General features: G+C 67.0%; 20 protein-coding genes and 1 pseudogene. 15 read left to right on the top strand and 6 right to left on the bottom strand.

Translation table 11 applies throughout. The features are described from left to right. Positions 1-285: 285 nt before the first annotated feature. Together EJ074_RS05415 and EJ074_RS05410 are read left to right on the top strand one after the other, a co-directional pair. Entirely contained in the window at positions 286-1,188 is a 903-nt protein-coding gene (locus EJ074_RS05415) for a S1C family serine protease (protein WP_095807631.1), read from the top strand. Positions 1,189-1,201: 13 nt separating this feature from the next. Then, entirely contained in the window at positions 1,202-2,158 is a 957-nt protein-coding gene (locus EJ074_RS05410) for a LysR family transcriptional regulator (protein ID WP_095807630.1), read from the top strand. On the opposite strand, the gene EJ074_RS05405 is transcribed toward EJ074_RS05410, so the two are convergent. After that, positions 2,109-2,834 carry an SDR family oxidoreductase gene (locus EJ074_RS05405; RefSeq protein ID WP_129552815.1) on the bottom strand — a complete coding sequence of 242 codons (726 nt, stop codon included), beginning with the start codon at positions 2,832-2,834 and terminating at the stop codon, positions 2,109-2,111. The two genes, EJ074_RS05410 and EJ074_RS05405, sit on opposite strands and share 50 nt — an antisense overlap. 189 nt (positions 2,835-3,023) lie before the next feature. Here EJ074_RS05405 and EJ074_RS05400 point away from each other — a divergent pair, with 189 nt between their 5' ends. Then, positions 3,024-3,620, top strand: a complete 597-nt coding sequence (locus tag EJ074_RS05400; RefSeq protein WP_095807725.1) for a YdeI/OmpD-associated family protein — start codon at positions 3,024-3,026, stop codon at positions 3,618-3,620. A 232-nt stretch (positions 3,621-3,852) separates the two neighbouring features. Here the strand turns inward: EJ074_RS05400 and EJ074_RS05390 are convergent, their stop codons facing one another. Further along, a complete protein-coding gene (locus EJ074_RS05390) occupies positions 3,853-4,518 on the bottom strand; it encodes a GntR family transcriptional regulator (protein ID WP_095807724.1) in 666 nt (221 codons plus the stop codon). Between the two features lie 275 nt (positions 4,519-4,793). Between EJ074_RS05390 and EJ074_RS05385 the strand changes: the two genes are divergently transcribed. The 7 genes from EJ074_RS05385 (at position 4,794) to EJ074_RS05350 (ending at position 12,610) form a co-directional block, all read left to right on the top strand. After that, positions 4,794-6,494 carry a dihydroxy-acid dehydratase gene (locus EJ074_RS05385; RefSeq protein ID WP_095807629.1) on the top strand — a complete coding sequence of 567 codons (1,701 nt, stop codon included), beginning with the start codon at positions 4,794-4,796 and terminating at the stop codon, positions 6,492-6,494. Between the two features lie 44 nt (positions 6,495-6,538). After that, a complete protein-coding gene (locus EJ074_RS05380; protein WP_095807628.1) occupies positions 6,539-7,462 on the top strand; it encodes a dihydrodipicolinate synthase family protein in 924 nt (307 codons plus the stop codon). 250 nt (positions 7,463-7,712) lie between these two features. Further along, positions 7,713-8,921 carry an ABC transporter substrate-binding protein gene (locus tag EJ074_RS05375; protein WP_095807627.1) on the top strand — a complete coding sequence of 403 codons (1,209 nt, stop codon included), beginning with the start codon at positions 7,713-7,715 and terminating at the stop codon, positions 8,919-8,921. Between the two features lie 44 nt (positions 8,922-8,965). Beyond that, entirely contained in the window at positions 8,966-9,718 is a 753-nt protein-coding gene (locus EJ074_RS05370) for an ABC transporter ATP-binding protein (RefSeq protein ID WP_095807723.1), read from the top strand. Next, positions 9,711-10,415, top strand: coding sequence for an ABC transporter ATP-binding protein (locus EJ074_RS05365; protein WP_095807626.1), 705 nt, complete (start codon positions 9,711-9,713; stop codon positions 10,413-10,415). Before EJ074_RS05370 ends, EJ074_RS05365 begins: the two co-directional genes overlap by 8 nt. Positions 10,416-10,746: 331 nt before the next feature. Beyond that, positions 10,747-11,634 (top strand): branched-chain amino acid ABC transporter permease, encoded by an 888-nt coding sequence (locus EJ074_RS05355; protein WP_095807625.1) that lies wholly within the window; start codon positions 10,747-10,749, stop codon positions 11,632-11,634. Position 11,635: 1 nt separating this feature from the next. Next, positions 11,636-12,610, top strand: coding sequence for a branched-chain amino acid ABC transporter permease (locus EJ074_RS05350; protein ID WP_095807624.1), 975 nt, complete (start codon positions 11,636-11,638; stop codon positions 12,608-12,610). 29 nt (positions 12,611-12,639) lie between these two features. Here EJ074_RS05350 and EJ074_RS05345 read toward each other — a convergent pair whose 3' ends face one another. Next, positions 12,640-13,107 carry an Lrp/AsnC family transcriptional regulator gene (locus EJ074_RS05345; RefSeq protein ID WP_095807623.1) on the bottom strand — a complete coding sequence of 156 codons (468 nt, stop codon included), beginning with the start codon at positions 13,105-13,107 and terminating at the stop codon, positions 12,640-12,642. Positions 13,108-13,208: 101 nt separating this feature from the next. On the opposite strand from EJ074_RS05345, the gene EJ074_RS05340 reads away from it, so the two are divergent. From EJ074_RS05340 to EJ074_RS05320, 5 genes and pseudogenes are all read left to right on the top strand, one after another. Further along, the gene (locus EJ074_RS05340) at positions 13,209-14,411 is read left to right on the top strand and encodes a diaminopropionate ammonia-lyase (RefSeq protein ID WP_129552814.1); all 1,203 of its coding nucleotides are present in this window, start codon (positions 13,209-13,211) and stop codon (positions 14,409-14,411) included. 167 nt (positions 14,412-14,578) lie between these two features. Next, positions 14,579-15,772 (top strand): diaminopropionate ammonia-lyase, encoded by a 1,194-nt coding sequence (locus EJ074_RS05335; protein WP_095807621.1) that lies wholly within the window; start codon positions 14,579-14,581, stop codon positions 15,770-15,772. 91 nt (positions 15,773-15,863) lie between these two features. Next, a pseudogene (locus tag EJ074_RS05330) lies at positions 15,864-17,023 on the top strand (amidohydrolase). Between the two features lie 256 nt (positions 17,024-17,279). Beyond that, complete coding sequence (locus tag EJ074_RS05325; protein ID WP_095807620.1) at positions 17,280-19,376, top strand: EAL domain-containing protein; 2,097 nt, start codon at positions 17,280-17,282, stop codon at positions 19,374-19,376. Positions 19,377-19,518: 142 nt separating this feature from the next. Continuing rightward, on the top strand, positions 19,519-20,031 hold the full coding sequence (locus EJ074_RS05320) for a hypothetical protein (RefSeq protein ID WP_095807619.1): 513 nt from the start codon (positions 19,519-19,521) through the stop codon (positions 20,029-20,031). A 12-nt stretch (positions 20,032-20,043) separates the two neighbouring features. Here EJ074_RS05320 and EJ074_RS05315 read toward each other — a convergent pair whose 3' ends face one another. From EJ074_RS05315 to EJ074_RS05305, 3 genes are read right to left on the bottom strand one after another with little or no spacing between them, the layout of a single operon-like run. Continuing rightward, a complete protein-coding gene (locus EJ074_RS05315) occupies positions 20,044-20,364 on the bottom strand; it encodes a plasmid stabilization protein (RefSeq protein WP_095807618.1) in 321 nt (106 codons plus the stop codon). A gap of 45 nt (positions 20,365-20,409) precedes the next feature. After that, complete coding sequence (locus EJ074_RS05310; RefSeq protein WP_095807617.1) at positions 20,410-20,610, bottom strand: hypothetical protein; 201 nt, start codon at positions 20,608-20,610, stop codon at positions 20,410-20,412. A 28-nt stretch (positions 20,611-20,638) separates the two neighbouring features. Beyond that, positions 20,639-20,851, bottom strand: coding sequence for a hypothetical protein (locus tag EJ074_RS05305; RefSeq protein WP_095807616.1), 213 nt, complete (start codon positions 20,849-20,851; stop codon positions 20,639-20,641). Positions 20,852-20,949 lie beyond the last annotated feature (98 nt).

The raw sequence follows: 20,949 nt of genomic DNA, 5'->3' as shown, positions 1-20,949 counted from the left end.
AGTTTTTTTGAACTAACGTTTGTGCCAGGGCTTTTTCCCGTCTCCCCTTGTGGGAAAGGGGTCGCCGAAGGCGACGGTTGAGGGGTGTTCCAGGAAACGCCGGCGTCTCACTCCGCTGGAGCACCCCCGGCCGTCTCGGCGCTGCGCGCCGACCCACCGCCCGGGGGCGAGCCGCGGGTCTCACCCCGTCCTTCGGACCCCAAGGGGAGAAGGAAAAGCTTGCCCTTGCGCCCGTCTGCTTCCGCCATACCTATAGGCAAAAGCCCCGCAATCCAGGATCGTCCGATGACCGTCGAAAAAGTCTCCCGCTCCGTCGTCGCCGTGCGCGCCACGGTTCCGGACGACGCCTTCACCGCCAATGCGCTGGGCACGCGCCGCGAAGGCAGCGGCGTGGTGATCCGCGACAATGGCCTGGTGCTTACCATCGGCTATCTCATCACCGAGGCCGAGGAGGTCTGGCTGACCGACCAGGACGGCCGCGTGGTTCCCGCGCATGCGCTGGCCTACGACCAGGAGACCGGCTTTGGCCTGGTGCAGGCGCTGTCGCCGCTCAACCTGCCTGCGGTTGCCTTCGGCGACGCCAGGAAGGCCAATATCGGCGACGCCGTGACGCTTGCCGACGGCATCGGCCAGCAGGTCGATGCGCATATCGTCACCAAGCAGGAATTTGCCGGCTATTGGGAATATCTGATCGACGAGGCGATCTTCACCGCGCCGGCGCACCCGTCCTGGGGCGGGGCCGCACTTTTCGACAAGCACGGCAAGCTGCTCGGGGTCGGCTCGCTGCGCCTGCAGATGAGCCGCGCCGGCGAGGTCGCCGACATCAACATGGTGGTGCCGATCAACCTGCTGACGCCGATCCTCGAGGATCTGGTGAAACGCGGCCAGGTGGCGAAGCCGCCGCGCCCGTGGCTCGGCGCCTTCTCGGCCGAGTCGAACGGCATGGTGGTGGTGATGAGCGTCGCCGAGGGCGGCCCGGCGGCGCAGGCCGGCCTGCGCCAGGGCGACATTATTTCCGACGTGCGCGACGGCGAGGTCGACGGGCTCGCCGACTTCTACCGCAAGCTCTGGCAGAACCCGGCCGGGGCGGAGATCCCGCTGCGCGTGGTGCGCGACGGCCGCGAGACCTGGCTGCGGATAAAATCCGCCGACCGCAACTCTTTCCTCAAGAAGCCGCAGCTGCAGTGACGCCGCTCGCCCGATGCACCCAAGGCTGCTGAAGACATTTCTGACGGTCGCGCGGACGCGCAACGTGACGCGCGCCGCCGCCGAGGTCAATCTCGCGCAGTCGAGCGTCAGCGACCAGATCCAGGCGCTGGAGGTCGAACTCGGCGCCAGCCTTTTCTCACGCTCGCGCCAGGGGCTGGAACTGACCCCGGCGGGCGAGGCGCTGAAACCTTACGCCGAGGAGCTGCTGGCGCTCGCTGACGAGGCCCGCGCCGCGATCGACGCCTCCACCGGACAGACCGCCGGCATATTGTCGGTCGGCGCGCTGGAGTCGATTGCTGCCGCAAGGCTCGCCGGCTGGCTTGGCGATTTCCGCGCCGCCTATCCCGAGATCGACATCAAGCTGAAGATCGCCGGCAGCGGCGAATTGCTGCGCAGGCTGGGGCAGGGCGAGATCGACGTAGCCTTCTGCTTTCAGCGGTCCCCCAAGCTTGATGTCGATGCCGGCGAGCCGGACCGGCGCTTCACCAGACGCATTGTCGCGGCCGAGCCGCTGGTGCTGATCGCGCCGCCAGGCGAGAACCGGACGGATGTCGATCTGGCCGAGCTTGCCGAAAAGCGCTTCGTCGCCACCGAAGCCGGATGCGTCTATCGCGCCATGCTCGACAGCGCTTTCGTCGAAGCGGGGCTCGGCAAGCCGAGGCTCGCCGCCGAGGTCGGCAGCATCGACGCGATCGCTGGCCTGGTGGCCGCTGGCGCGGGCCTCGGCATCGTGCCGCGGCTCGCGGTTGCCGATGCGCTTGGTCGCGGCGTGGTGACGGAGGTGGCGTGGCCTGGTCCGGTCCGTTCGGCCGACCTCGTCATGGTCTGGCGTCGACGGCGGGTCCAGCCGCCGGCGCTGAAGGCGCTGCTGGGCGTCGTGAGCGAGAATTTCACGACCGTCAAACCAGCCGGTGCCCGCCCTCCACATGCAGTGTCTCTCCCGTCGTAAAGCCGTTGCCCATCAGGAAGCTGATTGCATCGGCAATGTCTTCTGGCCGTCCGACCCGTCCCGCCGGCAGCCGTTCCGCCATGGCGGCCAATGTCTGCGCTTTCCTGTCGCCGGCGACGAGCTCCCAGATCGGCGTGTCCACCCAGCCGGGCGAGACGGCGTTGACGCGGATCGGCGCCAGTTCGACGGCCAAGGCCCGGACCAGCCCTTCGAGCGCGGCGTTGACGGCCGCGGCCACCGAGCCGCGCGCCGCCGGCCGATAAGCGGCAATGCCGGAGACGAAGGTCAACGAGCCTTTGGCCGACAGTTTTGGCGCGCCATGCTTTGCCAACAGCAGCGGCCCGTAGAACTTGCTCTCCACGACGCGCTGCGCGGCCTCCAGCTCGATCTCGGGCAGCAGCCGGTAGGCGCCTTCGATCGCGGCGGCGGTGCTGACGATATGGTCGAGTTCGCCGGTGCGCTGAAACAGCGCCGCGACCTCGGCCTCGCGGCTGATGTCGACCGCCGCCGTCTCCAGCGCGGCCCGTCCGAGCTCGCCCCGTGCCACATCGAGCTTCGCTTCACCACGCCCGGCGATGATGACCGTCGCGCCTTTGTCGAGGCAGCATCTGGCCAGTGCCAGCCCCATGCCGGAACCGCCGCCGACGATCAGTATTCTTTGCTTGTCCATGTCCATGCCTTTCCTTTGCATGGACGACGATGTGGCAGGCCAGAGCTCGGGATGGAAACGGAAGCAATCGATAGTGGTATCGGCAACTCCGATGATGCCCGCTCGCCTCCTGACGAAAACTGCCATCAACGGTCGCCACAACAGCGGCGGAATCGTCCAGATTGTCTGTGGTCGAGACAACTGGACGAGGTGATGATGCCCGCAATCAAGGTCGATCCGGACAAGGTCCATGAATTCCCCGACGCGGAAAGCTTCTACGCCTGGCTGGCCGACAACCACGCCAGCGAAAGCGAGGTCTGGATCAAGATCCACAAAGTCGGGTCCGGGTTGCCCTCGATCACGCCGAAACAGGCGATCGACGTGGTGCTCTGCTTCGGCTGGATCGATGCGGTCCGCAAGTCGCTCGACGACAAGAGCTTCCTGCAGCGCTACACGCCGCGCGGCAAAAAGAGCATCTGGAGCAGGATCAACGTCGACAATGTCGCACGCTTGATCGAGGAGGGCCGCATGACCGAGCATGGCCTCAAGCAGGTCGAGGCCGCCAAGGCCGACGGCCGCTGGGACCGCGCCTACGATTCAGGCAAGGAAATGACCATTCCGCCGGACCTGCAGGCGGCGATCGACGCCGAGCCCAAGGCGAGGGAAATGCTGGCCAAGCTTTCCGCCCAGAACCGCTTCGCGCTCGCCTTCCGCACCCACAACATGAAGACCGAAGCCGGGCGCAAGAAGAAGATCGAGACGTTCGTGGCGATGCTGAAGCGCGGCGAGACGATTTATCCGCAGAAGAGGTGAGCAGGGATCATCCAATCGGTGGCGCTTGAGCACCCTTCTGCCCTGCCGGGCATCTCCCCCCGCAAGGAGGGAGATCAGATCTCGCCTCGGCTTTCGCCAATTTTCAACGCCGCAGAATTGGGCAAGAGGCCGAGGCTGCCAATCTCCCCCCTTGCGGAGGAGATGTCCGACAGGACAGAAGGGGATGTGACGGAACTCGGCCTCGCATGGCGGCCAAGCCAGTTCCACCGCCTCAAACCTCCTCGCTCTTCCCGATCTCCTGCAGGTAGAACGCCTTGCTCGGCTGCAAATGGTCGATGCAGAGCTGCGCCAGCACCCAGTTGTCGCGGCGCTTCAGCGCCTCGATCATGAAGCAGTGGTGCTGGCGCGACACTTCGAGCTTTTCGCGGTCGGCCAGCGAGTTCGCCCGCACCGGCAGGCTGAGCCGCATATATTGCTCGATCGACGACACAAGATAGGCGTTGCCGCAGGCCGAGAACATGGTGAGGTGGAAGCGGTCGTTGGCCTCGTGGATGCCGCGCAGGTAGTTGGCGTCGACATGGGCGCTGTAGATGCTGTGGATCTCCATCAATTCGTCGATCAGTGCCGCGCTGGCCGGCAGCGGGATCATCAGCGCCGCCTGCCGCTGCAACAGCTCGCGCACCTCGTAGATCTGCCTGACCTCCTCGGACGAGAGCCGTCTCACCATCGCGCCCTTGTTGCGCTCGCGCGTGACGATGCCGAGCTTCTCCAACTGGTAGAGCGCCTGGCGGATGCTGTGTCGCGAGACCGGGAAGCGGGCAAGCAGCCCATCCTCGACCAGCCGTGCGCCCGGCGCCAGCCGGCCGAAGATGATGTCTTCCTCAAGCGCTCTGACGACGTCGGCTTCCTTGCCGCCATAGTCCGTCCTGGTGAGCATCTTGATGTCCTCGCGCCGGCTTCCCCGACCCACTCTAGCCGCAGAGCCGGATTCCTCGCAACAGAAGCGATCTGTCACGATCATCGATAATATAAATGCCGGACTGTCTCGATATGCCCGGAAAAACCGGGTGTGGCCAAAGGGCTTGGATCAGAATTATTGACAGTTTGAGTGAGTCACTTAAGCTGGCCGTCGGGGAGGGCAGATGTCACTCCGCCGCCCATGCAAGCGCAGCCCAAAGGTGCCGATTGGCTTATCGCGGCCTCAAAAAGCGAGTGACCAGCTATGGCGACGCGGCCTTCTCGCTGTTTTTGCGCACCGCCTTCATCAAGGCCGCCGGCTATTCGGACGACGCGCTGGGGCGGCCGATCGTCGGCATCGTCAATACGGCCAGCGACTACAACCCCTGCCACGGCAATGCGCCGCAGCTGATCGAGGCGGTCAAGCGCGGCGTCATGCTGTCGGGCGCGCTGCCGATGGTCTTTCCGACCATCTCCATCCATGAGGCCTTCGCTCATCCCACCTCGATGGTGCTGCGCAACCTGATGGCGATGGACACCGAGGAGATGGTGCGCGCGCAGCCGATGGACGCCGTGGTCGTTGTCGGCGGCTGCGACAAGACCTTGCCGGCGCAGATCATGGGCGCCATCAGCGCCGGCCTGCCGACGGTGGTGGTTCCGGTCGGGCCGATGGTGGTCGGCCACCACAAGGGCGAGACGCTGGGGGCCTGCACCGACTGCCGCCGGCTGTGGTCGGACCATCGTGCCGGCGCCATCGGCGATGCCGAGATCGAGCTGGCCAGCGGCCGGCTGGCGCCTTCGGTCGGCACCTGCATGGTCATGGGCACCGCCAGCACCATGGCCATCATCGCCGAGACGATGGGCCTCACCGTGCCTTTCGCCGCTTCCATTCCCGCGCCGCTGGCCGAGCGGGTGCGATCGGCCGAGGCTTCCGGCCGCGTGGCCGCGCAAATCGCCGTCTCCGGCGCGCCCGTTCCCGGCGCGCTGGTCACGCCGGCGGCGCTGCGCAACGCCATGGTTGTCATGCAGGCGATCGGCGCCTCCACCAACGGCATCATCCATCTCGCCGCGATCGCCGGCCGGGCCGGCCATTCGGTCGATCTCGCCGAGTTCGACAGGATCGGCCGCGAGGTTCCGGTGCTGGTCGACCTGAAACCTTCGGGCGAGCATTACATGGAGCATTTCCATGAAGCGGGCGGCGTGCCGCGCCTGCTCGCCGAACTCGCCGGCTTTCTCGATCTCGGCGTGCCGGTGATCGACGGCGGCACGCTGGCGGAGCGGGTGATGAAGCGCGAGGCCATGCACGAGCAGCACGTCATCCGGCCGCTCGGCCGGCCGCTCAAACCGCAGGGCGGCATCGCCGTGCTCTCCGGCAATCTCTGCCCGCGCGGCGCCGTCATCAAGCATTCGGCGGCCTCGCCTGCGCTGATGCGGCACACCGGCCGCGCCGTCGTGTTCGAGTCGGTCGCCGACCTTGCCGAGCGCATCGACGATCCGGCGCTCGACGTCGCGGCCGGCGACGTGCTGGTGCTGCGCAATGCCGGCCCGAAGGGCGCGCCAGGCATGCCGGAGGCCGGCTACATCCCGATCCCGAAGAAGCTTGCGGCGCACGGTGTCAAGGATATGGTCAGGCTGTCGGACGCGCGCATGAGCGGCACCGCCTTCGGCACCGTGGTGCTGCATGTCTCGCCCGAAGCCGCAGCCGGCGGGCCGCTCGCCCTGGTCCGCAACGGCGACAGGATCTGTCTCGACGTGCCGGCACGGCGCATCGACATGCTGGTCGACGAGGCGGAGTTGGCGTCGCGGGCCGCCGCCCAGCGGCCCGCCTTGAAGCGCCCGGCGCGCGGCTATGCGCGGCTCTATCACGACCACGTGCTGCAGGCCGACCAGGGCTGCGACTTCGATTTCCTGGCCGCGCCCCCAGCCGGCGCGGGCCATGGCCAGGGGGACGAATGAACGCGACCGGCCCGGTTTCGCAACCACGCGACGGAAAGTCATAGATGGACAGACTGCAAGGCGTCATCGCCGCCACCCCGACCCCGCTCAACGCCGATCTCACGATCGACACCGGCCGTCTGATCGCCCATTGCCGCTGGCTGCTCGGCGAGGGCGGCTGCGACGGCATCAACCTGCTCGGCACCACCGGCGAGGCGACATCGTTTTCGGTCGAGCAGCGCGTTGCCGCGATGCGGGCGGTGGCCGCTTCCGGCCTGCCGCTGGAGCGGGTGATGGTCGGCGCCGGGGCCTCGGCGATGGCCGATGCCGCGGCGCTGACGAGGGCTGTGCGCGACCTCGGCTTTGCCGGGGCGCTGCTCCTGCCGCCTTTCTATTACAAGGGCATCGATGCCGAGAGCCTGGCCGACTATGTCGGCGAGGTCATCGGCATGGCCGGCGCCTCTGGCGTGAAAATCTACCTCTACCACATCCCGCAGAACACCGGCGTTTCCTTCAGCTCCGAGACGATCGCCAGGCTGCGCCAGCGCTATGCCGAGGTCGTCATCGGCCTGAAGGACTCCTCGGGCGACATCGCCTTCTCGCGCGCGCTGGCCGCTCAATTCCCGGGCTTCGATGTCTTCCCGAGCTCCGAAGGGAGCCTGAGCGAGTGGAGGAGCGCGCGATTCGCCGGCTGCATCTCGGCCACCACCAACGTCACCGGCGCGCTGTCGCAGATCGCCTGGTCGGATCCCGAAGGCGATAATGGCCGCGAGGCGGCGGCCGCGGCGATGGCCATCCGCGGCGCGCTCGCCGGCTTCCCGCTGATGGCCAGCGTCAAGGCAGCACTTGCCGAAATGACCGGCGAGGCCGGCTGGGAGCGGCTGATGCCGCCGTTGCGCCGCCTGTCGCCCTCGGAGCGTGCGGACCTGTTCGAGCGGCTGGGCAAGACCGGTTTCGCCTCCATCAAGGTATCGGGCGCGGCCGGCTGAATTCACCTTCACGCAGACGTGAGCAACAGGGCGAGGGCGCAGACCCGGCATGCTACGAAAATAGCATTCTCGCAGCCGCGGGCCCGGTGCTAGGGTCGCCACGCCTGCCACTCGGCAGGCAGCGGCATGATCCCGCGGGATGGAGGTGGCGAGCGGGAGCGGGTCCGTATTCTCACGAAAATTGGGGGATAGTTGAACCATTGCGAGGCAGCCGCGTTTGACGTGGTTGACCACAAGGGAGGAACCATCAGTGAAAGCATCCTATCTCGTCTCAGCCGCGCTCATTGCGGCAACCGCAATGCCGGCGGCGGCTGGCGAAATTTCCGACGGCAAGGTCAAGATCGGCATCCTCAACGACCAGTCGGGCGTCTATGCCGATTTCGGCGGCAAATGGTCGGTCGAGGCCGCCAAGATGGCGGTCGAGGATTTCGGCGGCAAGGTGCAGGGCGCGCCGATCGAGGTCGTCAGCGCCGACCACCAGAACAAGCCGGACATCGCCTCCAACATCGCGCGCCAGTGGTACGACACCGAACAGGTCGACGCGATCATGGAGCTTACGACGTCTTCCGTGGCGCTCGCCGTCCAGGGGCTTTCCAAGGAAAAGAAGAAGATCGACATCGTCACCGGCGCCGCTTCCACCGACCTCACCGGCAAGCAGTGCTCGCCCTATGGCTTTCACTGGGCCTATGACACCCATTCGCAGGCCGTCGGCACCGGCGGCGCCCTGGTGCAGCAGGGCGGCGACAGCTGGTATTTCATCACCGTCGACTACGCCTTCGGCTATTCGCTGAAGGAGCAGACCGCCAAGCTGGTCGAAGCCAGCGGCGGCAAGGTGCTGGGCGAGGTGCGCTACCCGCTGGGCTCGACCGACTACTCCTCCTTCCTGCTGCAGGCGCAGTCCTCCGGCGCCAAGATCATCGGCCTTGCCAATGCCGGCCTCGACACTTCCAACTCGATCAAGCAGGCGGCCGAATTCGGCATCGTCGCCGGCGGCCAGCGCTTGGCAGCACTGCTCTTCACGCTCGCCGAGGTGCATGGCCTCGGCCTCCAGGCGGCGCAGGGCGTGGTGCTGACCGAAGGCTATTACTGGGACCGCGATGACGTGAGCCGCGATTTCGCGCAGCGTTTCTTCAAGCGCACCAACCGCATGCCCAACATGATCCAGGCCGGCACCTATTCGGCGGTGACACAGTATTTGAAGGCCATCGACAAGGCCGGCACCGACGAGACCGAGGCGGTCGCCAAGCAGCTGCATGAGATGCCGGTCAACGACGTGTTCACCGTCAACGGCAAGGTGCAGGCCGACGGCTCGATGGTGCACGACATGTATCTCTACCAGGTCAAGAAGCCGGAAGAGAGCAAGAAGGACTGGGACTACTACAATTATCTGGCGACCATTCCCGGCGACAAGGCCTTCCTGAAGGCCGAGGAAAGCGGCTGTCCGCTCGTCAGCAAGTGACGCTCGACACCACGACCGCCATCCGACGGGACGGCACAAAACAGATGCCGCGGGTGGTGCTTTCCGCCCGCGGCCTCAGGCGCGACTTCGCCGGCTTCGTCGCGGTCAAGGATGTCGATCTCGACGTCCATCACGGCAAGATCCATGCGCTGATCGGCCCCAACGGCGCCGGCAAGACCACCATCTTCAACCTGTTGACCAAATTCCTGCAGCCGACCAGCGGCAGGATCGAGCTGCTCGGCACCGACATCACCCGCACGCCGCCGGCCAGGGTGGCGCGCATGGGGCTGGTGCGCTCGTTCCAGATCTCGGCGATCTTTCCGCATCTCACCGCGCTCGACAATGTGCGCGTGGCGCTGCAGCGGCCGGGCGGGCTGGGCTACCAGTTCTGGCGCTCGCTCGCATCCCTGGACCGGCTGACGCCGAGGGCGCGCGAGCTGCTCGCGATCGTCGGCCTCGACGATGCCGCGCACCGGCTGGCCGGCGACCTCTCCTATGGCCGCAAGCGCGTGCTGGAGATCGCCACCACGCTGGCGCTCGACCCCAAGGTGCTTCTGCTCGACGAGCCGATGGCCGGCATGGGGCATGAGGATGTCGGCATGATCTCCGGCATCATCCGCTCGCTGGCCCGCGACCGCGCGGTGCTGATGGTCGAGCATAACCTCGCCGTCGTCGCCGACCTCTGCGACTGGATCACCGTCATGCAGCGCGGCCAGGTGCTGGCCGCCGGCGACTATGCGACCGTCAGCCGGGACGAGCGCGTGCGGGTCGCCTATATGGGGACCGAGCATGAGTGAACCGCTGCTTGCCGTGCGCGATCTGCACGCCTGGTACGGCGAGGGCCATGCGCTGCACGGCGTCAATCTCGATGTCTTTCGCGGCGAGACGGTGACGCTGCTCGGCCGCAACGGCGTCGGCAAGACGACGACGCTGCGCGCCATCATGGGCCTGATCCGCAAGCGAACCGGCAGCGTCACCTTCGACGGCAGGGACCTGATCCAGCTGCCGCTGCATCGCGTCGCCCATCAGGGCATCGGCTTCGTGCCGGAGGAACGCGGCATCTTCGCCACGCTGACCGTCGACGAGAACCTCATCCTGCCGCCGGTGGTGGCCAGGGGCGGCATGAGCGTGGAGGAAATCTTCGAGCTCTTCCCCAACCTGAAGGAGCGTCGCAACAGCCAGGGCACGAAGCTTTCCGGCGGCGAGCAGCAGATGCTGGCGATCGCCCGCATCCTGCGCACCGGCGTCGAGATGCTGCTGCTCGACGAGCCGACGGAAGGGCTGGCTCCGGTCATCGTCCAGCGCATCGGTGAGTTGCTGGCGACCTTGAAGCAGCGCGGCATGACCATCCTCCTGGTCGAGCAGAACTTCCGCTTCGCCGCCCGCATCGCCGACCGCTTCTATTTGATGGACCACGGCAAGGTGGTGGAGGGTTTTGCCGTCGGCGCGCTTTCCGCCCATACCGAGAAGCTGCACGAGGTACTGGGCGTATGATGGCAGCAACGCAAGGAACACCTGCAGGAGAGGGGGAGCCTTCGGGACGCCTCCGATCGCGTGCGGATTGCATCTTGGCCCTTGCCTTCCGGGCGTCGGCGCCGCCCCACATCGCCCTGCCGGGCACTTCTCCCCGTATAGAGACGGGGAAAAGGGGCTGGCCGCAACCTCATCGCCCTTCTTGCAACGTTGGTGATTGGCGAAACCGTCGGCGACAGCGTCCCTCTCCCCGTCACTATACGGGAAGAGGATGCCGGCAGGCAGGTGAGGGGCAGCGCCGGCGAGGACAGTTGGACTTGCCGATATCCGCAGTTCTCGCGGAGATCACGCCATGACCATGATCTTCGGCATCCCCATCCAGGCCCTGCTCGGCCAACTCCTTGTCGGTCTGATCAACGGCTCTTTCTACGCCATGCTCAGCCTCGGGCTGGCCGTCATCTTCGGGCTGTTGCGCATCATCAACTTTGCCCATGGCGCGCTCTATATGCTCGGCGCCTTCATCGGCTATCTGCTGCTGGTGCATCTGGGCATCGGCTACTGGCCGGCGCTGGTCGTCGTGCCTTTGGCCGTCGGCCTGTTCGGCATCGTGGTGGAACGTCTCGCGCTGTCGCGCCTCTACCGCCTCGACCCGCTCTACGGGCTGCTCTTCACCTTCGGCCTGGCGCTCGTGATCGAAGGCGTGTTCCGCTTCTACTACGGCGTCTCCGGCAACCCTTACGCGGTGCCGACGCTGCTCGCCGGCGGCACCAATCTCGGCTTCATGTTCCTGCCCAATTATCGCGGCTGGGTGGTGGTGGCCTCGCTCATCGTCTGCATCGGCACCTGGCTCTTGATCGAGAAGACCAGGCTCGGCTCGTATTTGCGCGCCGCGACCGAGAACCCCGAACTGGTGCAAGCCTTCGGCGTCAACGTGCCGCTGCTGTTGATGCTCACCTATGGGCTGGGCGCCGCCCTTGCCGGCCTCGCCGGCATCCTCGCCGCGCCCGTCTACCAGGTCAGCCCGCTGATGGGCTCGGACCTGATCATCGTCGTCTTCGCCGTCGTCGTGGTCGGCGGCATGGGCTCGATCCTCGGCGCCATCGTCACCGGCTACATGCTCGGCCTCGCCGAGGGCCTGACCAAGGTTTTCTATCCCGAGGCCTCGAACCTCGTCGTCTTCGTCATCATGGCGATCGTGCTGCTGCTTCGGCCCGCCGGCCTGTTCGGAAGGGATGCCTGAGATGAGCGAGGCGACCCTTCACCAAGAGCGCGCCGCTGCCTCCATCAGAATGGAGCGGGCGCTGGTTGCGCTCGGCATCCTGGCGCTCGTCGCAGCCCCCTTCCTCATCTACCCGATCTTCGTGATGAAGATGCTGTGCTTTGCGCTGTTCGCCTGCGCCTTCAACCTGCTCCTGGGCTATACCGGTCTGCTCTCCTTCGGCCACGCCGCCTTCTTCGGCGGCGCCGCCTATTTCTGCGCCTATGCGGTGAAGGCCTGGGGTTGGCCGCCGGAGGCCGGGATCCTGCTCGGCACCGCAGGTGCGGCTGGCATGGGCCTCGTCATGGGCTTCCTCGCCATCCGCCGGCAGGGCATCTACTTCGCCATGATCACGCTTGCGCTGGCGCAGATGTTCTATTTCTTCTGCGTCCAGGCGCCCTTCACCGAAGGCGAGGACGGCATCCAGGGGGTGCCGCGCGGCCATCTGTTCGGCGTCGTCGATCTCAACGTGCCAATGAACATGTATTTCTTCGTGCTCGCCGTTTTCCTGATCGGCGTCTTCGCCATCTGGCGCATCGTCAACTCGCCCTTCGGCATGATCCTGCGCTCGATAAGGGAGAACGAGAATCGCGCCATCTCGCTCGGCTATTCGGTCGGCCGCTACAAGCTCGCCGCCTTCGTCATGTCGGCCGCCCTTGCCGGCCTCGCCGGCGCGACCAAGGCGATCGTCTTCCAGTTCGCCACGCTCACCGACGTCACCTGGCAGATGTCGGGCGAGGTGATCCTGATGACCCTGCTCGGCGGCATCGGCACCATGGTCGGCCCGGTGGTCGGCGCCGGCCTCGTCGTCGGGCTCGAAAACACGCTGGCCACCTCCGGCTTCCCGGTGACGATCGCCACCGGCGTGATCTTCATGGTCTGCGTGCTGATCTTCCGGCGCGGGATCGTCGGGGAGGTCTATGCGAGATGGCTGGCGCGGGGCCGCGGTGACAGCTGATCTCCCCCCACGAGAGGGGAGATAGCCACTCACCCCACTGGCACTTCCATCCCGACCTTCACCCGGTCCATCGCCACGAAAGTCCGGAACCGCTTGACGTTGTTGTTCTCGAAGAACAGCCGTCGGGTCAGCGCCTCGTAGTCGGCCATGCTCGCCACGGTGACGACGAGGATAAAGTCGGCCTCGCCGGTCACGTAGTAGCATTGCTGCACCTCGGGCACGGCTGCGAAGCCGCGCTTGGCGGCGTCGATCAGTTCGGCGCGCTCGCTCTCCACCTCGACCTCGACGAAGATGGTGATCGGATGGCCGACCCTGGCCGGATCGACGAGCGCGACATTGGCGCGGATGACGCCTGTCTCCTCCATGCGCCTGATGCGCCGCTGCACGGCCGGCGCCGACAGGTTGACCGCCTCGCCGATGATCCGCTGCGGTGTGGTGTTGTCCTTCTGCAGGATGGACAGGATCGCCCGGTCGAGGGCGTCGAGGTTTGCGGTCATAGCGACGTCCAGACGAAACAAACTTGCATGGAGGCGGCCAAATCAGAGCGCCTTTCTCATGCGCTCTGCAATAGATTTCAGCGCACCACAGGGAAAACGCCATGATGCTGCTCAACCGCCATCCCGAACACGACCAGCCGCTTGCCGCGACCGATGCCGCCACCCTCGGCATCGCCGGCGCCGAGGAGGCGGAGCGTTTCCTCGAAGCCCGCGACAACCATGCCGAGACGCCCCTGCACGCCCTGCCGGCGCTGGCTGGCGCGCTCGGCATCGCTGCGCTGCACGTCAAGGACGAAGGCAGGCGTCTCGGCCTCGGCAGTTTCAAGGCGCTGGGCGGCGCTTATGCCGTCATCCGGCTGGTGCTGGAGGAAGCCGGGAGGCGGCTCGGCCGCGCCGTCGATGTCGGCGAGATCAACGACGCACCAGTGCGCGCGGTCGCCGCGCAGATGACCTTCTGCTGCGCGACCGACGGCAATCACGGCCGCTCGGTGGCGCAGGGCGCCGGCGTGGTCGGCGCGCGCTCGGTGGTCTTCGTCCATGCCGGCGTAAGCCGCGAGCGGGTCGCGGCGATCGCCCGCTTCGGCGCCGAGATGGTCAGGGTCGAGGGCGGCTACGACCATTCGGTGCGCGAAGCCGCCCGCATTGCCGCCGAGCGCGGCTGGACGGTCGTTTCCGACACCTCCTGGCCGGGCTACGAACGCATTCCAGGCCTTGTCATGCAAGGCTATACGGTGATCGTGCGCGAGGCGCTGCGGCGACTGCCCGCGCCGCCCACCCATGTCTTCCTGCAGGCCGGCGTCGGCGGCTTCGCGGCGGCGGTCGCCGGCCATCTGGCGATCGTGCTCGGGGAGCAGCGGCCAAAGGTCGTGGTGGTCGAGCCGGCTCGAGCTGCCTGCATCTACGCCACCGCCGAGGCCGGGCGCCCGATGAAGATTGCGCATGAGCAGCCGACGGTCATGGCGATGCTCGAATGCCACGAGCCGTCGCCGCTCGCCTGGCGCGTGCTGTCGCGCCTGGGCGATGCCTTCATGACGGTCGACGAGGAAGATGCGGTCGCGGTGATGAACCGGCTGGCGCGCCCCCTGGGCAACGATCCGGCGATCGTCTCCGGCGAGAGCGGCGGGGTAGGGCTCGCGGGGCTGATCCGCGCCGCCGAAGACAAGGACATGCGCATGGCGCTTGGCATCGACAGCAGCTCCCGCGTCCTGATCGTCAACTCCGAAGGCGCGACCGACCCGGGCCGCTACACCGAGCTGGTCGGCATGGCGCTGGAAGAGGTCTTGGGGGCACAAGAGCCGGCATGAGCAATTTGACCATCAACGCCGGCCGCCTTCCGGCATGGACCGGCGTCGAGTCCAGCCAAGGCTGTCATCCGGCGACATCAAATCGAAACAAACTTCAATCACTTAGCTCAGACCAGGGCCGCGATTCTCGCGCGCGTCGAAAAGTCCAGTGCCTCGAAGAAAATACCATGATGCTGCTCAACCAGGGTCCCGAACACAACCAGCCCTTGGTGGCGGCCGACGCCGAGTCCCTCGGCATGGCGGGCGCCGAGCGCGCCGAGCAGTATCTCAAGGCGCGTCACAGCCATCCTGAAACGCCTCTTTACGCCTTGCCGGCACTGGCCGATGACCTCGGCATCGCGGCGCTGCATGTGAAGGACGAGGGCCAGCGTCTTGGCCTTGGCAGCTTCAAGGCGCTGGGCGGCGCCTATGCTGTCATCCGGCTGGTTCTGGAGGAGGCCGGCAAGCGCCTCGGTCGCACCGTCGATGTCGGCGAGATCGGCGACGCAAGAGTGCGCGAGATCGCGTCCGGCATGATCTTTGTCTGCGCCACCGATGGCAACCATGGCCGTTCGGTCGCGCAAGGCGCCGGCGTGGTCGGCGCGCGTTCGGTCATCTTCGTTCATGCCGGCGTCAGCGCCGAGCGTGTCGCGGCCATCGCCCGCCTCGGCGCCGAGATCGTCCAGGTCGAGGGCGGCTATGATCATGCGGTGCGCGAAGTCGCTCGGGTCGGCGCCGAGCGCGGCTGGAAGATCGTTTCCAACACGTCCTGGCTGGGCTACGAGCGCGTGCCCGGCCTTGTCATGCAGGGTTATACGGTGTCCTTGCGCGAGGCGCTGCGGCAGATGCCGGAGGCGCCCACCCACGTCTTCCTGCAGGCCGGCGTCGGCGGCTTCGCGGCGGCGATCGCCGGCCATCTGGCGATTCTGCTCGGCGAGCGGCGGCCGAAGGCCGTGGTGGTCGAGCCGAGGCGCTCGGCTTGCGTCTACGCCTCGGCCGAGGCCGGACGTCCCGTGACGATCGCCCATCAGCAGTCGACGGTGATGGCGATGCTCGAATGCGCCGAGCCGTCCCTGATCGCCTGGCGCGTGCTGGCGCGCGTCGCCGACGCCTTCATGACCGTGGAGGAGGAAGACGCGGTCGCGGTGATGAAGCGGCTGGCGCGGCCCGCCGGCAACGATCCGGCAATCGTCGCCGGCGAGAGCGGCGGCGCGGGGCTCGCCGGGCTGATCCGCGCCGCGGGAAGCAAGGACATGCGGGCGGCTCTCGGGCTCGATGCGACGTCGCGCGTGCTCACCATCAACTCGGAAGGCGCGACCGACCCGGCTCGCTATGCCGAACTGGTCGGGGCGCCGCACGACGTGATGCTGCAAACTGCCTGAAGCAGTTTCCGCAAGCGGCCTTCCGTCTGGAATCGCGCGGAGACGAAACCCGATTGCGGGAAAGCGCGCCTGGAACGACAGTGAGGGGACGATGGCCGAACTCGATCAGCACGCGCTTCATCGGGACATGACGGCGTGGCGGCGCGACCTCCACGCCCATCCCGAATTCGGCTTCGAGGAAAAGCGCACCGCAGCCTTCGTGGCAAAAAAGCTCCGTGCGTTCGGCCTGGAGGTGGCCGAAGGTGTCGGCGGCACCGGCGTCGTCGGCACATTGAAGCGCGGCAGCGGCAACCGCGCGATCGCGTTGCGCGCCGACATGGACGCGCTGCGCATCGCCGAGCAGGGCGCTTGCGCCTATCGTTCGCAGACTCCCGGCATCATGCATGCCTGCGGCCATGACGGCCACACGGCCATGCTGCTCGGCGCCGCCAAGCTGCTCGCCGCCGAAGGCGGCTTCGAGGGCACGGTGCGCTTCATCTTCCAGCCGGCCGAGGAATGGGGCAGGGGCGCGCTCGCCATGCTGGAGGACGGCCTGCTCGAGCGCTTCCCCTTCGAGGAAATCTTCGGCCTGCACAACATGCCGGGCCTGCCCATTGGTCATTTCGAGACCCGGAGCGGGCCGGTGATGTCGGCCGAGGACAATTTCGAGATCGTGCTGAAGGGCCTCGGCGGCCACGCGGCGCGGCCGCATGCCGGGCAGGAGACGCTGGTCGCCGCCTGCGCGCTGGTCGTCAATCTGCAGACCATCGTCTCGCGCCGCCTGAGCCCTGCCGATATCGGCGTCGTTTCCGTCACCGAGCTCGTCACCGACGGCACCCGCAACGCACTGCCCGGTCTCGCCCGCATTCTCGGCGACTCCCGCACTTTCCGCCCCGAAGTGAGTGCCGCGATCGAGAACGAAATGCGGCGCATCGCCGAGGGTACCGCGCAGGCCTATAACGTAGCGGCTGAAGTCACTACACGCGCGAGTTCGTGCCTTTGATCAATGACGCAGCGCTCGTCGACGAAGCAATTGCGGCAGCCCGCACCGTGCTGGCCGACGACGCCGTCCGCATCGCCGCCGAGCCGATGACCGCGTCGGAGGATTTCGCCCGCTTCCTGACAAAAGTCCCCGGCTGCTTCGTCTTCCTCGGCAACGGCAACTCCGCGCCGCTGCACAACCCGTCCTACGACTTCAACGACGACGGTCTGCTCCACGGCGCACGTTTTCACGCCGCGGTGGTGAGGAGAAGGCTGGGGGCGGGCGATTAGCAATCTCCCCCCTCGTGGGGGAGATGCCCGGCAGGGCAGAGGGGGGCGCTGTCCTGCCAGCCTCTCAAGTCGTTGCCATCATACTTGAGCCGGTTAGCGGGTCGCATACAATGTCCGCCAACGCCGCGTTCCGTCGCGCCCCCCTCTGGCCTGCCGGCCATCTCCCCCACGAGGGGGGAGATCAGCAGCTTCCCCGGTAACCCTTTCTTCTTTCGTTTCGTGCAGACTTGCGCGGGGGGCGAGAAGAAAACAGGGTATGGCGGACGGCAAGACACGTAACGGCAGGTTCTGGGCGGTGGCGCTCGACCGCGCGCATCTCGGCCTCTGGGACTGGAATCTCTCGACCGGCGACTGCTACTATTCGCCGACCTGGTCGAAGATGCTGGGCTATGCGGAGGGCGAGCTTGCCAACACCGCCGATCTCTGGCTGACGCTCACCCATCCCGACGACCGCCAGCGCGCGATGGACAGCGGCGACCGCCACATCGCCGGCCAGACCGAGTCCATCGAGACGGAACTGCGCCTCAAACACAAGGATGGCCACTGGGTCTGGGTGCTCGACCGCGGCGGCATTGTCGAGCGCGACGCCGACGGCAAGCCGCGCCGGCTGATGGGCGTGCAGACCGACATCACCAAGCAGAAGGAGGCGGAGGCCGCGCTGGAGCAGGTCAACATCCGCTTCCGGCTGGCGCTCGCCGCCAGCGGCACCGGCATCTGGCACCACGACATCGGCACCAACAAGAGCTATTGGGACGCCCGCAGCCGCGAAATCTTCGGCCTTGTCGCCGAAAAGGACGAGGTGACGGCCGACCTCTGGCACACCTTCCTGCACCCCGACGACAAGGAAGCCACCGAACAGGCGCATCAGGTGTCGGCCGGCTCCGACAGGGTGGTGGCGGTGCAGTACCGCATCGTGCGCCGCGACGGCGTGGTCCGCCACGTCGAGTCGCTGGTGCGCTTCATTGCCGGCGTGGGCTCCGCCGGACAGATACTCGGCACGGTGCGCGACATCACCGAGGAGAAGCAGCGCGCCGCCGAACTGGCCTACGCCGCCGAACACGATGCCCTGACCGGCCTCCTGAACCGCGCCGCCTTCGACCGGCTGCTCGGCGACTATATCGGCACCCAGCGGCGGCTGCCGCTGGCCGTGTTCTATGTCGACCTCGACTACTTCAAGGCGCTCAACGATTTCGCCGGCCATGCCGCCGGCGACCTTGCCCTGAAAGGCGTGGCGGCCGGCATCCTCGCCAGCCTGCCGCCCTCGGCGCACGCCGCGCGACTTGGCGGCGACGAGTTCGCGCTGCTCGTGCCCAATTGCGACGATGCCTGCGCAGAGCGGCTCGCACGCGCCGTGCTGGCCGCCGTGCGCGACGCCGATCTCGGCCTTGCCGTGCCCTCGCGCAGGCTCGCGGCCAGCGTCGGCATCGCCTTCGTGCGCGACGCCAACATCACGGTTGCCGATGCGCTGGCCTGCGCCGACGACGCCTGCTACGCGGCCAAGGCCGGCGGCCGCGACCGCTTCGCCGTGTTCTCGCCGAAGGCGGTGTCGGGCTCGGGCGGCCTCAACGCGGCGCGGCTTGCCGCCGACACGGTCGACGCCATGGAGGACGGCAGGCTGAAGCTCTACGGCCAGGAGATCCACAAGCTCGACCGGCCCTGGGCGGAAAGCCGCCATGTCGAGGTGCTGGCCAGGCTCGCCGGGCGCGACGGCAGGATGATCCCGCCGGGCGACTTCATACCCGTGGCCGAACGCTTCGGCATCGCCGCGAGGCTCGACCGCTGGATCATCCGCACGGCGCTCATGCGCCACGCCCAGGCAATGCGTTCGGGCGCCATCTCGCTCGGCTTCAATCTGTCGGCGCAGACGCTGTCGGACCCGCAGCTTTGGGATTTCGTCGACGCGGCAATCGCCGAGACCGGCGCGCCGCCGACCGGCATCGGCTTCGAGATCACCGAGACCGCCGCTGTAACCAATTTCGACGCCGCCGAGCAGTTCGTGCGCCGGGCGCGCGAGCGCCGCTGCCGCGTCAGCCTCGACGATTTCGGCGCTGGCATGAGCTCCTTCGAATACCTCAGGCGCTTCCCGATCGACGCCATCAAGATCGACGGCTCCTTCATCGAGCACATCGCCGACAGCCGCTTCGACCGCGAGATCGTCTCGGCGATTTCAGGCATCGCCAGGAGCATGGGCGCTGCCGTGGTGGCCGAGAAGGTCGAAGAGAAGGCCGCGCTGGAAATCCTCAGGAGCATGGGCGTTACCTACGCCCAGGGCTTCCTGCTGCATCGCCCGGAGCCGCTGGAGGCGATCGTCGCGCGGGCCACCGGCGGACTGCCGCAGAAGCGGTTCGGCTGACGCAGCCGACCGCGCTGCCCGGGACGGAGCGCAAGAGATCGCTAACCCTCTCACCTAGGAAATCCTTCATGGAATTCCTTTACCTGCTTGCCGAACCCACTGTTTTTCCCAGGAATGACGACGGGCACCCGCGAGACCGGCAATGTCTTCACCTCCGACACTGAACGCCGCCGTCCTGATCCAGCAACGCCCGGTGTCGATCGCCAGACCGGTCGGCGACGGTGTGGCCGCGGGCAGCAGTCCCGCGGCATCCGGTGCCGGAGCGTCCCGGTCGCAGACCCTCCACTCCCTGTTCAGCGTGACCGGTCTCAACGTCACGGCCACGAAGGTTCGGCTGATGGAGCGCGCGGGCAAGGAGTTCAGCCTCGAGCAGGGCGACTACGCGTCGGTGATGTCCTATGGCTCGGCCGTCAAGAACGCCGTCGAGGCATTGAAGCAGCACTCTCCCTCCGCCATTGTCGAGATCGAGAAGCAGCTCGGCCTGGACCAGCTTGGCATTCCGCTCGATACGCTGGTCGATGCGATCGTCGATCCGCAGGGCCGCGCCGGCAACGGGTTGGACGTCATGCTGAAGCAGCGTCTTGCCGAGATCGCCGGCGATGGCGCCGGCAAGGTTCCGATCACCGCGGACGAGATCGGCCTCTACGGCCGCTGAGCGCGTCTTGCATCAATGGTGCGCGTGATGCTCGGCGTTGCGCTTGCGGGTCGCTGCTGCCTTCTTGGCCGAGGCGGAACGGTCGGCCGCCGAGCGTGACGCTGACGCCTTGCCGCCGGCCTTGCCACCCTTGTGCGCCGCCGGATGGCCGGTGTGCTTGCCGCGTCCCGAGCCGCCGGCCTTCTTGCCGCCGCCGTCGTCCTTGTTGACGGTCGCCCAGGCGCGCCGCTCGGCTTCCTTCTCGGAGACGCCGCGCTTCTCATAGCCCTCGGCGATATGGTCGGCCTTGCGTTCCTGCTTGTCGGTGTATTTCGATTTGTCTCCGCGTGGCATTTTTCTTCTCCTTTGCGCCTGAGTGAAGGCCAGGGCCACCCGGCCTTATGTATTCTTCTTCTTCTTCACCGCGTCGCCCAGGTCGGAGCGTTCCGGGTCCTGGTTGTTCTCGCCGGCCGCGTCGCGGTCCTCGTCCGGGTCGTCCTTGGCCGGGAGGTAGCCTCTTGGCCGGTTGGCTTTCGGCCCTTCCCACCGCGGCCATTGATCGGAAGTGCCTGGGCGTCCGGTGCGTGGTGTGTTGCTCATTGTCCTGCCTCGCTTTCGGAAGAGCCGTTCAGCCCTCCGCCTTCATGGTTCGTGCGATCCTCAGAAGCTTGTCGCGATCATGCCCGTGCTCCCGGATCAGCTCGCGCGCCTGCTTCGGCGACAGATCGCTGTTCTCGGCCAGGAAGCGCACGTCAGGATCATCGCCGCCCTTTGTCGGCAAATGCGTGCCGGCCGGCTGGCGGCCGGCGCCGGGACGGTGCGGAAGTTCGCTCTTGTTCATCGCTTTCTCCTTCCGATAACGGACCAACCCTGGCGGGAGGGACTGGTTCCCTCCGCAGGCCCGGGTTTGTGCCGCCTTCGGCCGCTCTGGAGCGCCCA

The sequence above is a fragment of the Mesorhizobium sp. M3A.F.Ca.ET.080.04.2.1 genome (genome assembly GCF_003952525.1).
Classification (GTDB): Bacteria; Pseudomonadota; Alphaproteobacteria; order Rhizobiales; family Rhizobiaceae; genus Mesorhizobium.
This window is presented reverse-complemented; position numbering and strand designations above follow the sequence as displayed.

Excerpts from the sequence above, each read along its gene's own strand:
- EJ074_RS05400 (WP_095807725.1), top strand. The coding sequence starts at position 3,024 with ATGCCCGCAATCAAGGTCGATCCGGACAAGGTCCATGAATTCCCCGAC.
- EJ074_RS05355 (WP_095807625.1), top strand. The coding sequence starts at position 10,747 with ATGACCATGATCTTCGGCATCCCCATCCAGGCCCTGCTCGGCCAACTC.
- EJ074_RS05335 (WP_095807621.1), top strand. The coding sequence starts at position 14,579 with ATGATGCTGCTCAACCAGGGTCCCGAACACAACCAGCCCTTGGTGGCG.
- EJ074_RS05340 (WP_129552814.1), top strand. The coding sequence starts at position 13,209 with ATGATGCTGCTCAACCGCCATCCCGAACACGACCAGCCGCTTGCCGCG.
- EJ074_RS05380 (WP_095807628.1), top strand. The coding sequence starts at position 6,539 with ATGGACAGACTGCAAGGCGTCATCGCCGCCACCCCGACCCCGCTCAAC.
- EJ074_RS05415 (WP_095807631.1), top strand. The coding sequence starts at position 286 with ATGACCGTCGAAAAAGTCTCCCGCTCCGTCGTCGCCGTGCGCGCCACG.
- EJ074_RS05365 (WP_095807626.1), top strand. The coding sequence starts at position 9,711 with ATGAGTGAACCGCTGCTTGCCGTGCGCGATCTGCACGCCTGGTACGGC.
- EJ074_RS05390 (WP_095807724.1), bottom strand. The coding sequence starts at position 4,518 with ATGCTCACCAGGACGGACTATGGCGGCAAGGAAGCCGACGTCGTCAGA.
- EJ074_RS05310 (WP_095807617.1), bottom strand. The coding sequence starts at position 20,610 with ATGAGCAACACACCACGCACCGGACGCCCAGGCACTTCCGATCAATGG.
- EJ074_RS05315 (WP_095807618.1), bottom strand. The coding sequence starts at position 20,364 with ATGCCACGCGGAGACAAATCGAAATACACCGACAAGCAGGAACGCAAG.
- EJ074_RS05305 (WP_095807616.1), bottom strand. The coding sequence starts at position 20,851 with ATGAACAAGAGCGAACTTCCGCACCGTCCCGGCGCCGGCCGCCAGCCG.
- EJ074_RS05410 (WP_095807630.1), top strand. The coding sequence starts at position 1,202 with ATGCACCCAAGGCTGCTGAAGACATTTCTGACGGTCGCGCGGACGCGC.
- EJ074_RS05405 (WP_129552815.1), bottom strand. The coding sequence starts at position 2,834 with ATGGACATGGACAAGCAAAGAATACTGATCGTCGGCGGCGGTTCCGGC.
- EJ074_RS05350 (WP_095807624.1), top strand. The coding sequence starts at position 11,636 with ATGAGCGAGGCGACCCTTCACCAAGAGCGCGCCGCTGCCTCCATCAGA.
- EJ074_RS05345 (WP_095807623.1), bottom strand. The coding sequence starts at position 13,107 with ATGACCGCAAACCTCGACGCCCTCGACCGGGCGATCCTGTCCATCCTG.
- EJ074_RS05325 (WP_095807620.1), top strand. The coding sequence starts at position 17,280 with ATGGCGGACGGCAAGACACGTAACGGCAGGTTCTGGGCGGTGGCGCTC.
- EJ074_RS05320 (WP_095807619.1), top strand. The coding sequence starts at position 19,519 with ATGTCTTCACCTCCGACACTGAACGCCGCCGTCCTGATCCAGCAACGC.
- EJ074_RS05370 (WP_095807723.1), top strand. The coding sequence starts at position 8,966 with ATGCCGCGGGTGGTGCTTTCCGCCCGCGGCCTCAGGCGCGACTTCGCC.